At 41.8% G+C, this 15,165-nt stretch carries 12 protein-coding genes; all 12 read left to right on the top strand.

Going from position 1 to position 15,165, the window contains the following annotated elements:
• Positions 1–2: 2 nt before the first annotated feature.
• The 12 genes from flgJ to FH971_RS13785 all read left to right on the top strand — a co-directional run bounded on the left by flgJ (position 3) and on the right by FH971_RS13785 (position 15,083).
• A complete protein-coding gene (gene flgJ, locus FH971_RS13840; protein WP_167496027.1) occupies positions 3–1,145 on the top strand; it encodes a flagellar assembly peptidoglycan hydrolase FlgJ in 1,143 nt (380 codons plus the stop codon).
• Positions 1,145–3,073 carry a flagellar hook-associated protein FlgK gene (gene flgK, locus FH971_RS13835; RefSeq protein WP_140234692.1) on the top strand — a complete coding sequence of 643 codons (1,929 nt, stop codon included), beginning with the start codon at positions 1,145–1,147 and terminating at the stop codon, positions 3,071–3,073. The genes flgJ and flgK overlap by 1 nt, the downstream gene beginning before the upstream one ends.
• Positions 3,074–3,083: 10 nt before the next feature.
• The gene (gene flgL, locus FH971_RS13830) at positions 3,084–4,304 is read left to right on the top strand and encodes a flagellar hook-associated protein FlgL (protein ID WP_140234691.1); all 1,221 of its coding nucleotides are present in this window, start codon (positions 3,084–3,086) and stop codon (positions 4,302–4,304) included.
• A 117-nt stretch (positions 4,305–4,421) separates the two neighbouring features.
• Positions 4,422–5,834, top strand: coding sequence for a flagellin (locus FH971_RS13825; RefSeq protein ID WP_140234690.1), 1,413 nt, complete (start codon positions 4,422–4,424; stop codon positions 5,832–5,834).
• 253 nt (positions 5,835–6,087) lie between these two features.
• Positions 6,088–7,497: a flagellin gene (locus tag FH971_RS13820; protein ID WP_140234689.1), complete on the top strand. Its 1,410-nt coding sequence runs from the start codon at positions 6,088–6,090 to the stop codon at positions 7,495–7,497.
• 288 nt (positions 7,498–7,785) lie between these two features.
• Positions 7,786–8,256: a flagellar protein FlaG gene (locus tag FH971_RS13815; protein ID WP_240778316.1), complete on the top strand. Its 471-nt coding sequence runs from the start codon at positions 7,786–7,788 to the stop codon at positions 8,254–8,256.
• A 67-nt stretch (positions 8,257–8,323) separates the two neighbouring features.
• Positions 8,324–9,688, top strand: a complete 1,365-nt coding sequence (gene fliD / locus FH971_RS13810; RefSeq protein ID WP_140234688.1) for a flagellar filament capping protein FliD — start codon at positions 8,324–8,326, stop codon at positions 9,686–9,688.
• Positions 9,689–9,750: 62 nt separating this feature from the next.
• Complete coding sequence (locus FH971_RS13805) at positions 9,751–10,095, top strand: flagella biosynthesis chaperone for FliD, FliT (RefSeq protein WP_140234687.1); 345 nt, start codon at positions 9,751–9,753, stop codon at positions 10,093–10,095.
• 6 nt (positions 10,096–10,101) lie between these two features.
• Entirely contained in the window at positions 10,102–10,506 is a 405-nt protein-coding gene (gene fliS, locus FH971_RS13800) for a flagellar export chaperone FliS (RefSeq protein ID WP_140234686.1), read from the top strand.
• A 448-nt stretch (positions 10,507–10,954) separates the two neighbouring features.
• The gene (locus tag FH971_RS13795; RefSeq protein WP_140234685.1) at positions 10,955–12,385 is read left to right on the top strand and encodes a sigma-54 dependent transcriptional regulator; all 1,431 of its coding nucleotides are present in this window, start codon (positions 10,955–10,957) and stop codon (positions 12,383–12,385) included.
• A gap of 144 nt (positions 12,386–12,529) precedes the next feature.
• The gene (locus FH971_RS13790) at positions 12,530–13,741 is read left to right on the top strand and encodes a sensor histidine kinase (protein ID WP_240778314.1); all 1,212 of its coding nucleotides are present in this window, start codon (positions 12,530–12,532) and stop codon (positions 13,739–13,741) included.
• A complete protein-coding gene (locus FH971_RS13785; protein ID WP_140234684.1) occupies positions 13,734–15,083 on the top strand; it encodes a sigma-54-dependent transcriptional regulator in 1,350 nt (449 codons plus the stop codon). Before FH971_RS13790 ends, FH971_RS13785 begins: the two co-directional genes overlap by 8 nt.
• Positions 15,084–15,165: the final 82 nt, after the last annotated feature.

The raw sequence follows: 15,165 nt of genomic DNA, 5'->3' as shown, positions 1-15,165 counted from the left end.
CTATGGAAAAGTTGTCAGCTTCATCGAACTTTCTGGATCTAGGAGGACTAGATTCACTTCGTGTCCAAGCCCAGAAAGACGAGAAGGGGGCACTTAAAGAGGCGGCAAAGCAGTTTGAAGGTATCTTTATTCAAATGCTAATGAAAAGCATGCGAGATGCTAATGCCGCGTTTAAGTCAGACAATCCAATGAACAGTGAAACCACCGAGTTTTTTGAACAAATGCGTGACCAGCAAATGTCGGTCGATTTATCAAGTAAAGGCATGCTAGGGCTTGCAGAACTCATGGTTCAGCAATTAGACCCTGAAGATAGCCCTATTACACCAGCATCGGTATTGCGTGGTGATAGTGATTACAAAGTTAACCCAAGTATGTTTATTGCTCCAGCAACCGAGTTAGATAAAGACACTCTCGATGCTATAGCGCCAAAAGATCAAATAGCGGCATCGCATTCTGTTATAGCCCATTCTGTTATAGATAGCGCCGAATCGATGAGACCCATGTCGGCCCAACTGACTAGTGTGTTAGACGATAAACAGTTAAACAGTGTGCTGCGCGGTGAACAATTAGCCAGCCAAGCGGTACAAGCAGGCAAAGGTTTGCCGCAATCAAAGGTTAACGCAGTAAAAGATAAAGGCATTGCCGTAAGTGAATTTACCAGTCCAGAGCATTTTATTTCGGTGTTGTATCCTCATGCGGAAAAAGCCGCACAATCATTGGGAACATCGGCTGAGGTATTAATTGCCCAGTCAGCATTGGAAACCGGTTGGGGTCAAAAAGTGGTACGCCGTAACGACGGCACTATGAGTCATAACTTATTTAATATTAAAGCAGACAAGCGTTGGCAAGGTGATAAAACCTCAGTGAATACATTGGAATTTGAAAAAGGCATTGCGGTGCAACAAAAAGCGGACTTCAGAATGTATGACAACCTTGAGCAAAGCTTTAATGACTTTGTGTCGTTTATCAGCCAAGGCGATCGCTATCAAGATGCACGTAAGGTTGCCGCCGAACCAACTCAATTTATTCGAGCGTTGCAAAAAGCAGGCTATGCCACTGACCCTCAATATGCCAATAAGGTTATCAATGTGATGAAGTCGGTAAAAGAAGGCCTTAAATCTATATTACCTGTGGAGACTAAATAATGTCAGTAGACTTACTCAATATCGCTCGCACAGGCGTTCAAGCATCTCAAGCACAACTGGGTGTAACCAGTAATAACATCGCTAATGCTAATACTGAAGGTTATAACAGACAAGTTGCCACGCAAGCATCAACAGAATCACAACGCTATGGTAATAATTTTTATGGTACCGGCACGTATGTGTCCGATGTTAAACGTGTCTATAACGAGTTTGCTGCCCGTGAGTTACGTATAGGCCAAACCAGTATGAGCGCGGCTGAAACGTCTTACGATAAGTTAAGCGAATTAGACCAAATTTACTCTCAAATTGGCAGCATGGTGCCAGAAAACTTGAACAACTTTTTTGCAAGTATTAATAGTGTGGCTGATTTACCAACCGATATTGGTATGCGTAGCAGTAGTCTCAGTTCAGCTGAACAGATGGCAAACAGTATCAATCAAATGCAATCGCTGCTGGATGGTCAAACAACCCAAACCAACAGCCAAATAGAGTCTATCACCACTCGTATTAATGAGATCAGTACAGAACTAGGCAGCATCAATTTAGAGTTGATGAAATCTCAAGGTGAAGATAGCCAATTACTGGACAAGCAAGATGCCCTTATTTTAGAGCTCAGTGAATATGCCCAGGTCAATGTTATTCCGTTAGATACAGGCGCCAAATCAATCATGCTCGGCGGCTCTGTGATGTTGGTTTCTGGTGAAGTGTCGATGTCGATAGGCACCAGTATTGGTGACCCTTACCCAAATGAACCGGGACTTAATGCGTCAATTGGCGATAAAACTCTTAATGTCGACCCTTCAAAATTGGGCGGTCAATTAGGCGCATTATTCTCTTTTAGAGACGACACCTTATTACCTGCCAGCGCTGAGCTTGGTCAAATGGCATTAGGCATTGCAGACACATTTAACGAAATGCAATCCAAAGGTTTTGATTTAAACGGTGACGTTGGCAGTAACCTTTTTCGTGATATCAACGACCCATTAATGGCGTTAGGCCGAGTGGGTGAATATTCAACCAATACAGGTACAGCTGCAGGTGTGTCAGTTAATATTGATGATGTGGGCGCGCTATCGGGTGGCAATTACGAGTTGAGTTTTACTACCGCTGATGGCTACCAATTAACAGATACACAAACTGGTGAGAAAACCACATTAACCTTAACGGGTAGCGAACTTACTGGCGGTGCTGGTTTTAGTATTAATATTGCTAGTGGTTCCATGCTTGATGGCGATAAATTTGATATTCGCCCAACAGCCGGTGCTGCCGCTAGCTTAAAAGTAGTGATGACAGACCCTAAAGGTATTGCCGCAGCTGGGCCAACATTAACCACAGATGCTAGCAACTCTGGTAATACGGCAATTAGCTTAAACAGCATGGACTCAACTAACGCCGTTTTTCAAAGTGTTAATGGCTCATCAATTACCTTTGAGTTAAATACTGCTGCTGTTCCTAATACTTATGAAGCCTTTGATAGTTCGGGTTCTTCATTAGGCACAGGCACGATTAGCAATAACAACATCAATGCCTTTGGTATGGATTTTGACATTACCACTAGCGGCACTGGTGGTACCGCAGATAGCTTTACATTTGATTTAGCATTTGCAGAAGGCAATAACAACAATGCTGTCGCAATAGCTGGGTTATCAAACAGCAAATTAATGAATAACGGTACAGGCACCCTAACCAGTGTATTTGAAAATACTAAATTGGATATCGGTAGCCAAACCAAATCTGCAGAAGTGCGAGTGGGTTCTGCCACGGCAATATATCAACAAGCTAGCGATCGTGTTCAAAGTGAGTCAGGCGTTAACCTAGATGAAGAAGCGGCAAACTTATTGCGTTTTCAGCAATCTTATCAAGCCGCCGCCAGAATTATGACCACAGCGCAAACCATTTTCGATACTTTATTTAGCTCGGTTCGTTAGGAGATACATCATGAGAATTTCTACCGGACAAATGTTTCAACAAAACACTAATAGCATATTAGAGAAACAATCTGCTACTAACAGCATTACGGCACAGATTTCCAGCGGCAAAAGAGTCAACACCGCTGGTGATGACCCTGTTGCGGCCATTGGTATTGATAATCTAAAGCAAAAAAATACCTTAATAGACCAATTTGTCAAAAATATTGATTACGCCACTAACCACATTCAACAAGCCGAAAGCCAGTTAGGTCAAGCTGATACCTTAGTGAGCAGTATGAGAGAGTCTGTGCTTCGCGGTATTAACGGCAGCATGACAGGTGCCGAGCGGCAAGTGATTGCCGATGACATGCGTCAAAGTCTTGAACAATTAATGTCCATTGCTAATACCAAAGATGAATCGGGCAATTATATTTTTGCAGGTAATAACACCAACGACATTCCATTTGCCTTTGATAATAACGGCGATGTGGTTTACAGCGGCGATTCAGGCATTCGAAAAAGCAATGTCGCTGCGGGCGTCCAAGTTAATACCAATGTGCCCGGTGATGCAGCGTTTATGAATGCACCTAGCGGCATGGGCGATTATGGCGTCAATTATTCGTCATTACAGCAAGGCGACTTTGTGGTTACCAGTGCCAAAGTTACTGATAGCGCTGCTTATGTTGATAATGACTACACATATAGCTTTGCATTCACCGATGACGGCGCAGGTGGCCTGAACGTAGAGGTGACAGATAACGCCACACCGACGGCAAATATTGTTTATCCAGCGGCTTCTTTTGACGCTTCAGCGCCGATAGCGTTTAACGGCATGGAAATTAACATTGATGGTGAACCTGAAATTGGCGATACATTCAGCATAGAAGAAGTGGCACAAGTCAGTATATTCGATACTTTCAGCAAGGTTATTGCATTATATGAAAGTGGCGATGATGCCCAAGCTCCTGCAGGTCAAGCAGAGTTGGCACAGCTCTTGAATAACATTGATAGCGGCGTCAATCAAATGAGTCAAGAGCGAAGCTCAACTGGCAACAGCTTAAAAGTGTTGCAACAGTACAGCGACAATCATACTGATGAAAAGTTGATTAACACCTCGGCATTATCAAAGTTAGAAGATTTAGATTTTGCCTCGGCAATTACCGAATTTGAAAAGCAACAATTAGCGCTCAATGCGGCATCGAGTTTGTTCAGTAAAATTAGTTCGACCAGTTTGTTTGACTATATATAAACATGTTTTGTGAGCTCTGATTCACGAAAATTTTACCACAAAATTAAACAGTTTAATGATTAACCGTTTAGCCAAGCTCCAAGTCTTGGCGTTCAACTAAGAAGAGGAATTTACACTATGGCTATTTCAGTTAACACTAACGTTACATCCATGAAGGCGCAAGGCAACTTAAATAACGCGCAAAGCAGTACTGCTACTTCTATGGAGCGTTTAGCATCGGGTTTACGCATTAACAGCGCTAAAGATGATGCCGCAGGTCTACAGATTTCCAATCGTATGACCAGTCAAATTAATGGTATTGGCGTTGCTATTCGTAATGCTAACGATGGTATCTCTATTTCACAAACTGCTGAAGGTGCAATGGGTGAGTCAACTAACATTCTCCAGCGTATGCGTGATTTATCACTTCAATCAGCTAACGGTTCAAATTCTGAAGAAGACCGCACTTCAATGCAAAAAGAAATTTCTTCTTTACAGACCGAGTTAACCCGTATTGCCGATACTACATCATTTGGTGGACAAAAATTACTTGATGGTAGTTATGGCACCCAGAAATTCCAAGTGGGTTCTAATGCTAATGAAACCATTTCTATTTCTATTGGAGATATCTCTGCCAATGCTATTGGGCAAAATCAAATGACAGGTGCCGGTACTGTATTTGGCGCTGCCGCTGCTGCTGGTACGGCTTACACTGCAGCAACAGGTGCATCAGATATTGTGCTAAGTGGCCCTGATGGTACCTCTGTCGCAACTGATATTTCAGCTCTGGATGCAAAAGCCGCTGCAGAAGCATTAAATGCTTTAGGAACGGGTGTTGATGTTAGTACTAAGGCATCTGTTCAGCTTGCAGGCTTTACCGCTGCGGATACTGGTACATTAGAGATTGGTACGGACAGTTATGATTTAAGTAAATTCAATGGCAGCATGGCTGATTTGGCTACTGCGATTGGTAAAGATGGCCACACTGCTACATATGATTCGGATAGTGGTACATTAAATATTTCTGCAGACGATGTTGCAGGTGTTAAAGCGGTAGGGCCTGCTACTGGCACAATGACCATGGCGACGGTATCTGATGGCGTAGTGGGTGCTACGGATGTTGTTGATGTAGGTGGTGTAGTGGTTAATGCTGAATTAAAGTTTGCTTCTAGTGATGCTTTCACTGTAACAGGTACTACGGCAGCGATTACGACTGCTGGTGGGGCATCAGCGTTAAGTACAGTTAAAGATATCAATATTGGAACGGCAGACGGCGCTCAAGATGCGATTGCGGTTATTGATGCGGCCCTTGCCGGCATAGACAGCCAACGAGCAGATTTAGGTGCTTCTCAAAATCGCATGAGCTTTACCATTAGTAACTTGAGTAATATTCAAAATAACGTGTCGGATGCGCGTAGCCGTATTCAAGATGTTGACTTTGCCTCAGAAAGTGCTGAGTTAAGTAAGCAGCAAATTCTGTCTCAAGCATCGTCTTCAATGCTTGCACAGGCGAATCAGTTGCCACAAGTTGCGTTATCACTACTTGGTTAGTCATTAACAGAGTTATTAAACGTGATATTAAAAACCGCCACTTATTTAAGTGGCGGTTTTTTGTAAACTTAATATACTGAATTTAAACGTTTATTTAATTTTTATTTGATTTTTATTGATTTATTTTGGTGTGGTGTAAAAAAAAACTAAAGTTCTCCATTTTCTTGCCGTTACCTTAAGTGTAACCAATATGATCCGCCTGGCTTAATACAGACAGGCAATGTCTACAGTCAGGAATACGAGGAATTAAATCATGGCTATTTCAGTAAATACTAACGTCACGTCAATGAAAGCGCAGGGCAATCTAAACACAGCACAGAGCAACAGTGCTACTTCTATGGAACGTTTAGCATCGGGTCTGCGCATTAACAGCGCCAAAGATGATGCCGCAGGTCTACAGATTTCCAATCGTATGACCAGTCAAATTAATGGTATTGGTGTTGCGATGCGTAACGCTAACGATGGTATCTCTATCTCGCAAACGGCTGAAGGTGCAATGGGTGAGTCAACCAACATTCTCCAACGTATGCGTGATTTATCGCTTCAATCAGCTAACGGTTCAAACTCTGCTGAAGATCGCACTTCAATGCAAAAAGAAATTTCTTCTTTACAGACCGAGTTAACCCGTATTGCTGATACCACATCATTTGGTGGACAAAAATTACTTGATGGCAGCTACGGTAGCCAGAAATTCCAAGTGGGTTCTAATGCTAATGAAACTATTTCTATCTCTTTAGCTGATGTTTCTGCCAATGCTCTTGGGCAAAATCAAATGACAGGTGCTGGTACGGTATTTGGCGCTGATGCAGCTTCTGGCACAGCTTACGGTACAGCAACAGGTGCATCAGATATTGTGCTAAGTGGCCCTGATGGTACCTCTGTCGCAACTGATATTTCAGCTCTGGATGCAAAAGCCGCTGCTGAAGCGTTAAATGCTTTAGGAACGGGTGTTGATGTTAGTACTAAGGCATCTGTTCAGCTTGCAGGCTTTACCGCTGCGGATACTGGTACATTAGAGATTGGTACGGACAGTTATGATTTAAGTAAATTCAATGGCAGCATGGCTGATTTGGCTACTGCGATTGGTAAAGATGGCCACACTGCTACATATGATTCGGATACTGGTACATTAGATATTTCTGCAGACGATGTTGCAGGTATTAAAGCGGTAGGGCCTGCTACTGGCACAATGACCATGGCGACGGTATCTGATGGCGTAGTGGGTACTGCGGATGTTGTTGATGCTGGCGGTGTAGTGGTTAATTCTGAGTTAGAGTTTGCTTCTAGTGATGCTTTCACTGTAACAGGTACTACGGCAGCGATTACGACTGCTGGTGGTACCTCTACGTTAAATACAATTAAAGATGTCGATATCGGAACGGCAGACGGCGCTCAAGATGCGATAGCGGTAATTGATGCAGCTTTAGCTGATATTGACAGTCAACGAGCTGATTTAGGTGCAACACAAAACAGAATGGGCTTTACTCTTAGTAACTTGAGTAATATTCAAAATAACGTGTCAGATGCACGTAGCCGTATTCAAGATGTTGACTTTGCTTCAGAAAGTGCTGAGTTAAGTAAGCAGCAGATTCTATCACAAGCGTCGTCTTCAATGCTTGCACAAGCGAATCAGTTGCCACAAGTTGCGTTATCACTACTATAATTTAGTGAGTATAGTGAATAGCAGTTTGATAGTAACTCACTGAGTGAATCAGTAATAGCGTCAAAATTGGAAGGGAAGATTCACACTGTTGAATCTTCCTTTTTGTTTATATATAGATAACTAATGCATTGAAACTAGATAGGCATAGAGCTTAACAGTACTATTTAGTATGCTAATGTTTTGACGAGCAGGCTAATTGACGATTTGCTGAATTAATGTGACTTTGTTGACAGAGTGGTCTAAACGAATAAAGCATTAATCGTGATTACATGATTTAGAGAGGATGTTATGGATAATAATTCAATGGGTATTACAGGATCACCTGTAAGCCCCTCTGTAACAAATAGGCCTGAAGCTTTAACGAATAGATCTGAAGCGACTTCAAATGCTCTATCAGGCAAGAATGTCGCAGCACATATAGCGGTAGATAAAAGCGCTTATGTAGCAGAGGCCGATAAAGTGTCGTTGGTTAACGCGGTAGCTGAAACCGAAGCAAATGCTAAAGTTGCAGCTGACGCTAAAGCAGAGCAATCTGAGACAGAAGCCTTAGAAGAAGTGGTTATGCAGCTGTCGGAAGTGATGTCACTGATGAATAAAGGGCTGGCGTTTTCGGTTGATGAAGATTCAGGCTCCGCTATTGTTAAAGTAATGGATATTAATTCGGGTGAAATCATACGCCAAATCCCCAGTGATGAAGCGTTAGAGTTGGCGCAAAAGTTGCAGGATGTAAAAGGTTTGTTGATGAGAACAGAAGCCTAATTGCTAATGGCAAAAAGTCAATTATGCGCTTTTTTGTGTCACTAAGTTGAGATAAGTTGAGGTAAATATGGGATTAACATCGGTAGGGCTAGGATCTGGCCTAGACATTAACGGTATTGTATCGGCTTTAGTTAGCTCGGAACAAGCTCCTAAGGTTGCTCAATTTGACGCAAAAGAGGGTGAGATTAACTCCGAAATATCAGCGATAGGTTTTTTAAAAAGCGCCTTATCCGAATTTCAAGATAGTTTAAGCTTTCTCTCTGATACCGATTCCTTTGATAGCCAGGTTGTGAAACTGTCAAAGAGCACTTATTTAAGTTCAACGGTAACGGATGATGCTGTGTCAGGTAGCTATAGTGTGGCTGTTGAGCAGTTAGCACAGAGTCAAAAAGTGGGTTCTGTGGCTGTGAGTGATGTGACTGCGGCTTTAGATGAGGGCTCGTTAAACTTTGCCATTGATGGTGATAGCTTTGATATTGATGTCACCGCAGATGACACTTTACAAACATTGGTAGCGAAAATTAATAATGCTGATGATAATGTTGGTGTTACAGCAACCATAGTGAACAGTGATGACGGTGCAAAATTAGTATTAACGTCTAATGAAACCGGTACCGCCAATAATATAACGGTTTCAGCGACCGATACTGGTGCGGGAACTGTGCTAGCAGATACCTTTGCCATGACCGAGTTACAACCCGCTAAAGATTCAATTGTTTATATTGACGGACTAAAGCTCACTTCAAGCAGTAATACCGTTGAAGATGCCATTGATGGTGTGACGCTTAATCTTAAAGATGCTGATGTTGACGAGTTGACTACACTAACGGTTTCCCAAAATACTAGTTCAGTCAAAACTGGCATTAAGGCATTCGTAGAGGCGTTTAATTCGCTGTCAGAGACAATTTCTGGTTTGACTAGTTACAATGCGGCCACCCAAACTGCGGGAACTTTGCAAGGTGACTCTTTACCTCGCGGGATACAGAGTCAATTACGTAATGTAATGTCTTCGTCATTTTCAACATCCGATGGTAATTTATCACTTGCCTCTATCGGTATTACCACCACGCGCAGTGGCACATTGGAAATCGATGATGATATTTTAACTGCTGCATTAGAAAGTAATATCAGTGGTATTAAAGATATGTTTACTGCTGAAGATAGTGGTGTCGCAACCAAGTTAGATGGTTATTTAGACTCATATGTTGGTACCGGATCGATTATTGATAGTCGTGATACCTCGCTTGACAGTAGCTTAGAACGTTTGGCCGATCAGCGTGAAGCGTTTGCCACAAAAATGGCCGCATTTGAAGCGCGCTTGTATACCCAGTATAACTATATGGATTTAATTGTGGGACAACTGAGCACCCAGAGTTCCGATTTGCAATCTCGACTCGATTCACTTCCAGGGCTTGTGAGCCAAAATGATTAATCCCATGGTTGATTAACCTGTGGAATTAATCTGTTTAAAAGATGATGGCGAGTTGAAATTAAATGACGACAATAGAACAAAAAATGTTACTTGATGATTTAGATGCAACCAGCGAACAATGCAGAATAGTACTAGATAGTTTAAAAAGCAAAAATGATACAGAAGAATTTGATAAGTTGGTATTAGATTTGCAAGAGTTGATTGCTAAGCGTCAAAACTTATTGAATGTTTTGATTGCAGATGATTCGTTTGTGCAAAAAGATTATTTGCAACGCCAACTGGAGCTGACATTAAGCCTTGAGGTGAAAGCAAAGTTAGTCATGAAGAGTTTGCATGCTGAAATACATTTAGGAAAGAAAAACCAACGTCAAGTTAATGTTTATAAAAGTATTGATTCAGATAGGTAGGTATTTATGAGAAGCTCACTACAGTCATATAGAAAAGTTTCGCTAGAAAGCGAAATTGCGGTGGCTTCGCCGCATCGCATTATACAAATGATGTTTGAAGGCGCATTGCAACGTATTGCACAAGCTAAGTATGCAATTCAGCAGAAAAACGCTGCGCAAAAAGGCGAAAATATCGGTAAAGCAGTGAGTATTATTGCTGGGCTGAGCGGTAGTTTAAACATGGATGCTGGCTCCGAAATTTCTGCTAATCTAGACTCTCTTTATGAATATATGTTGAGACGATTATCAGAGGCCAATGTTGCTAATGATGTGGAAATGCTCGAAGAAGTTTCGGCTTTGCTTAGAACCATTAAAGAAGGTTGGGATACAATCCCACAAAATATGCACGAGTTAACCTCAGAAGCGAGTTAATCGTTATAGCATAGGCATACTGTAACAAAAGTAATAAAAAAGACGCATAGCGTCTTTTTTTGCTATCTGGGTTACAGTGATTCTACTTGTAGATAAACGGGTAGTTGGCTTATTGTTAAAGTGAATGAAAATAACAAAGCGGTATGCTTATTAGTATCCATTAGAGTTTTTGAATGAAAAAGCAGCATTTTTAAAAAAAATGTGGCTTGATATCGATAAAATGTAACTGATACTTGCTTATGATGGCTTGATAATACAGTATTTATGATTGTATCTATTGTTGTGACTGCGTTTTTGCTTTAATTAACAAATTAACAACCCTGTTTAGACATAATGATAGTATATTGTCACAGTAGTCAATTTTTTGGCTACACTGTATTTGGTGTTGTAGCTTATTGGCTATAACCTTCCCGAGTAAATACCTATAACAAGAGCTTTGGCCTTCTGAATGATGCAAATAGAACAAAGAATTTTAATTGTCGGTACCCCATCAGAGCGTGTGTCTCGTTTATGCTGCATTTTCGAATTTTTAGGCGAAGAATGTGAGATTGTTTCAACCGAGAGCTTATTGACCTTACTCGAGCAATCTCGTTTCCGCGCCCTCATCATGGAGACAGATCACATTGATACAGACAGTATTAAAAATATTGCTGTGATAGCGCCTTGGCAACCCATGTTGTTACTGGGTGATATCGATATCAGTTTATCTAGCCTCCTTGGCACCATCGAAGAACCGATAAATTATCCACAATTAACTGAACTACTTCATTTTTGTCAAGTGTTTGGTCAAGCTAAACGAGACTACACATTAACCAGTGGTAATCAAACCAAGTTGTTTCGTAGTTTAGTGGGCCGCAGCGAAGGTATTGCTAAAGTTCGTCACTTGATTAATCAAGTATCAAGTTCTGATGCCACCGTATTAGTACTGGGGCAATCGGGAACGGGTAAAGAAGTTGTCGCGCGTAATATTCACTATTTATCTGAACGTCGCGATGGACCGTTTATTCCGGTCAATTGTGGTGCTATTCCTGCGGAGTTGCTAGAAAGTGAATTGTTTGGTCATGAAAAGGGCTCTTTCACTGGAGCGATATCTTCACGTAAAGGTCGTTTTGAATTAGCTGAAGGCGGCACATTATTTTTAGATGAAATTGGTGATATGCCGCTGCAAATGCAAGTTAAGTTGCTGCGTGTATTGCAAGAAAAGGTATTTGAGCGTGTTGGTGGCAGTAAAACTATCGCGACAGATGTTCGTATTGTTGCGGCGACGCATCGCGATCTTGAAACCATGATTATTGATAATTTGTTCCGCGAAGATTTATATTATCGACTCAATGTATTCCCAATTGAAATGCCAGGGTTAAGTGAGCGCAGTGAAGATGTGCCTTTATTACTCCATGAATTAGTTAATCGAGTATTTAATGAAGGCCGTGGCAAGGTTCGTTTTACCCAACGGGCTATTGAATCGTTAAAAGAACATTCTTGGTCTGGTAATGTCCGTGAATTGTCTAACTTAGTTGAACGTTTAACCATTTTGTTTCCTGGTGGGCTGGTTGACGTAAATGATCTACCCCATAAGTATCGCTATATTGATGTGCCTGAATATTGTGTCGAAGTGAATGAAGAACAATTAGAGCGAGATGCGTTAGCGTCGATATTTAGTGATGAAGAACCCGTTGATATTCCGGAAACACGCTTTCCAAGTGAACTGCCGGCTGAAGGGGTTAATTTAAAGGATTTATTAGCGGAGCTGGAAATTGACATGATCCGTCAAGCGCTTGAATTGCAGGATAATGTTGTTGCAAGAGCCGCTGAAATGCTAGGTATTCGCCGTACAACATTGGTCGAAAAAATGCGTAAATATGGTTTGAGTAAAGACTAAATTATATACTCAACCCAATAAAACACACCCTCGGGTGTGTTTTTTTATGGGTGACAGAATGTCAAAGCCTAAATATCAATAAAATCTTCTTGGCACAGTAAATGCATTGAGTTCTTCAAATGTTATTATTTTGACGGAGCGGCCATGTATACAGCACGAGCGTTATCACCTACCGATGATTCAGGTTTTGAATTATCTGCGTCGGCTTCGTCACTTAGAACACCTGATGCAGTGTCTCAAACTACGAAGAACAGTGCTATCTCAGTATCTATGCAGCAGCGTAATGCTAATGTGATACGTCAAAGCGTTGCTCATTCAAGTGCTCCCGTTGTTAGTGCTTATTCCAGTAAGGCCGCCAATATGTCTAATCAAATGGAGCATATTCTCCAAGCTATGCCATCTGGGGTGGTGATTATTGATGGCGATGGCGTGGTGACACTCGCTAACCCAGTTGCAACCGAGTTACTCGGTCGTCCATTACAAGGTGCCCGCTGGTTTGACATTATTCATCGTGCTTTTGCTCCACAAGATGATGATGGACATGAAGTGTCATTAAAAAATGGTCGCCGAGTAAAATTGGCCATAACCCCATTGGCACCAGAGTCTGGACAGTTGATAGTGATAACCGATCTTACCGAAACTCGTTTATTACAGAAAAACCTGTCTCATTTACAACGTTTATCGGCGTTAGGAAAAATGGTGGCGACATTAGCCCACCAGGTGCGTACGCCATTATCTGCCGCCTTGCTCTATGCTTCTAATCTCGCCAGTCCTAAATTATCAGATTCCGCTCGGACTAAGTTTCAATCTAAGTTGGTTGATCGATTGAATGAATTAGAGCGTCAAGTTAATGATATGTTATTGATGGCTAAAGGTCGTCAAGAGGGAATGGCAGAATCAGTTACAATGGAAGAGATTATTAGTCAAGTAATGGCGAGCTGCGAGCCTATTGCAGATAAAAAACATTGTCAGCTTGTCATTGAAGATACATCGCATTCATTAATGCTTGCCAATGCTAATGCATTGAGCTCTGCGGTGAATAATTTAGTGATGAATAGTATTGAAGCAGGCGCCACAAAAATAAAAGTCAGTGCCAGTGAAACCCCAGATGGGCTATTGTTAGATGTCATCGACAATGGCAAGGGGCTCGAGCCGTCAATGCAACAGCAAATATTAGAACCCTTTTTTACTACAAAGAGCCAAGGTACAGGTTTAGGCTTAGCCGTTGTCCAGTCGGTAGTACGTAATCATGGCGGGCACATTCAGTTGTCATGTAAGCCTGGTATGGGGTGCCATATACGTTTGAGCTTTCCCCACATTAAAAAAACAACTGATCAGGAGGTGATGCGTGGCTGAAGCAAGTATTCTATTAGTTGAGGATGACGCTGATTTACGTGAAGCATTGCTTGATACTCTCATGCTTGCCCATTACGACTGTGTTGATGTCGGTAGTGCCGAAGAGGCTATTTTGGCCTTGAAAGCAAACCATTTTGATATAGTGATTAGCGATGTGCAGATGGAAGGCATTGGTGGATTGGGTTTACTGGGTTATTTACAGCAACATCAACCTAAACTGCCGGTATTGTTAATGACCGCTTATGCGACGATTGACAACGCTGTTAGTGCAATGAAATTAGGTGCAGTAGATTACCTTGCTAAACCGTTTGCGCCTGAAGTGTTGTTGAATCAGGTGTCACGTTATTTACCGTTAAAGCAAAACCACGATAAACCTGTGGTTGCCGATGAGAAAAGTTTAGCCTTGTTGTCGCTGGCTCAGCGGGTAGCAGTGTCAGATGCATCGGTCATGATTATGGGGCCTAGTGGTTCGGGTAAAGAAGTGTTGGCGCGGTTTATTCACCAACATAGTCAACGCCATGATCAGCCGTTTATTGCGATTAACTGCGCTGCAATACCAGAAAACATGTTAGAAGCCACTTTGTTTGGTTATGAAAAAGGCGCATTTACTGGTGCTTATCAAGCTTGCCCTGGTAAATTTGAACAAGCTCAAGGCGGCACCATTTTACTTGATGAAATATCCGAGATGGAACTTGGCTTACAAGCTAAATTACTCAGGGTATTACAAGAACGCGAAGTTGAGCGTTTAGGTGGTCGCAAAACCATTAAACTAGATGTGCGAGTACTGGCAACCTCAAATCGAGATTTAAAAGCCATGGCGACCTCGGGTGAGTTTAGAGAAGATTTATACTACCGAATTAATGTTTTTCCGTTAACCTGGCCTGCGCTACATCAACGCCCTGCAGATATTCTACCTTTGGCGCGACACTTGCTGATTAAGCATGCAAAAGCATTTAATATGATTTCTGTACCTAAGCTTGATGATGCTGCTACTAGGCGTTTATTAACCCATCGTTGGCCGGGTAATGTGCGTGAGTTAGATAATGTTATTCAACGTGCACTGATATTACGAGCTAATGATGATATTGGCGTCAATGATATTATTATTGACTCTGCCGATGTGAAGTTGGTTTCTACAGAGAGTATTGATACTGATAAGCCTGTTGACGTAGACGGTTTAGGCGATGAATTAAAAGCCCAAGAACATGTGATTATTTTAGAAACCCTTAATCAATGTCAGGGGAGTCGGAAAATGGTCGCAGAAAAACTGGGGATCAGTGCCCGCACGTTACGTTATAAAATGGCTAAAATGCGTGATATGGGGATCCAATTACCTGCATAGCAACCTACATAGTAAAAATTGCAGTTATCAGTTTTTTGTTAAGTCTATGATTTAGCACTCTAATAATTTAATTTCTGCTCAT

This window comes from Shewanella polaris, assembly GCF_006385555.1.
GTDB lineage: Bacteria > Pseudomonadota > Gammaproteobacteria > Enterobacterales > Shewanellaceae > Shewanella > Shewanella polaris.
The sequence above is the reverse complement of the archived record's forward strand: the minus strand, read 5'-3'. Positions and strand labels throughout refer to the sequence as shown.